Origin of the sequence: Pedobacter jeongneungensis (assembly GCF_039538295.1) — a bacterium.
GTDB lineage: Bacteria > Bacteroidota > Bacteroidia > Sphingobacteriales > Sphingobacteriaceae > Pedobacter > Pedobacter jeongneungensis.
Genome location: NZ_BAABBY010000033.1, coordinates 1 through 1,319, shown reverse-complemented (window position 1 = coordinate 1,319; position 1,319 = coordinate 1). Strand labels below are relative to the sequence as shown.

Sequence of the window (1,319 nt, the reverse complement as noted above, 5' to 3'; positions counted from 1 at the left end):
GCAAGCCGGTTTGAATGTTCGTTCAGTTCCCCGTAGGTCAGCTCGGTTTCACCGAAAACCAGCGCAACCCGGTCTGCACTCTTTGAAACCTGCTCTTCAAACAACCCAACTATCGTCATACCTTTATCGTAATCCCGAAAAGTGTCGTTAAAGCCAACGAGCAGCTGGTGCTTCTCCCTTTCACTGAGGTAATCCAGCTGGCTGACAGAAAGGGAAGGATCCGCTGTAATAGCCCCAAGCAACTGCTCCAGGTGGGCCGATAGCTGTGCAGCCGTCCCGTTGTTATATATATCACTGTTATAAGTGAGCGTCAGATGCAGGCTTTCCCCCACTTCCGCAAAACTGAACACCATATCGAAGATGCTGGTCTGTTTCTCTCCTCCCCCATAACCGCTAACCTCAAGCCCGCCAAGGTTCTGCCCTCCGCCCATCCCGATGTCCTGAAGCAGTACCTGTACATCAAACAAAGGGTTCCTGCTCATGTCACGCTGAAGGTCCAGTGAATCAACCAGCTCATCAAAAGGATAGGACTGGTGCTCATAAGCACCCAGGGTAACCTGCTTAACCTGATCAAGAAGGTCAAGGTAGCTATCCCCACCAGTGAAGCGCATCCGCAAAGCAAGTGTATTCACATAAAAACCTATCTGGTCCTCCAGGTCAACATGCTCACGCCCGGCTATAGGGCTCCCGATGATGATATCCTCCTGCTGGGTATAACGGTAGAGCAAAGTAGTAACAGCGGCAAGCAGGCCCATAAAAAGGGTACCACCCTGCTGGTGGACAAGGGACTTTATACCCTTACTTATATCAGCGTTAAACGATCGGCTCACAGAACTGCCATTGTAGGTTTTTATTGAAGGACGCAGCCTATCGTAAGGCAAATCCAGCACGGGAAGGTCTCCAGCAAACTGGTCCAGCCAATACGCCCGGTGCACATCCTGCTGCCCCACCCTCAGCTGATCCTGCTGCCAGGATGCATAATCCTTATATTGTATCCGTAAGGGGGCTAAGGAAACTGGAACACCTGCTGTACGAGACCCGTAATACATCAGCAGCTCACGGATCAGGATATCCATCGACCAGCCATCACTTATAATGTGGTGCATCGTATAGGTAAACACCCACTTCCCGGTAGAAATCTGATATAAACAGGCTCGCAATAATGGGCCACGGGAAAGATCAAAAGCACTCATCCAGTCGCTGTGGACAATTCCCCAAACCACATCTTCCTGTTCCCTTTCATCCTGTAAATCCAGGTACCGTATCTGGAAGCCAAGCTCTTCGGATGAAAGGACAACCTGGCGAACCTCTCCCGAATC

At 50.6% G+C, this 1,319-nt stretch carries 1 protein-coding gene; it reads right to left on the bottom strand.

The window, feature by feature from the left end:
- Window positions 1-1,319: condensation domain-containing protein (locus tag ABD769_RS24895; protein ID WP_344854070.1), on the bottom strand; the 1,319-nt coding region annotated here is incomplete at both ends.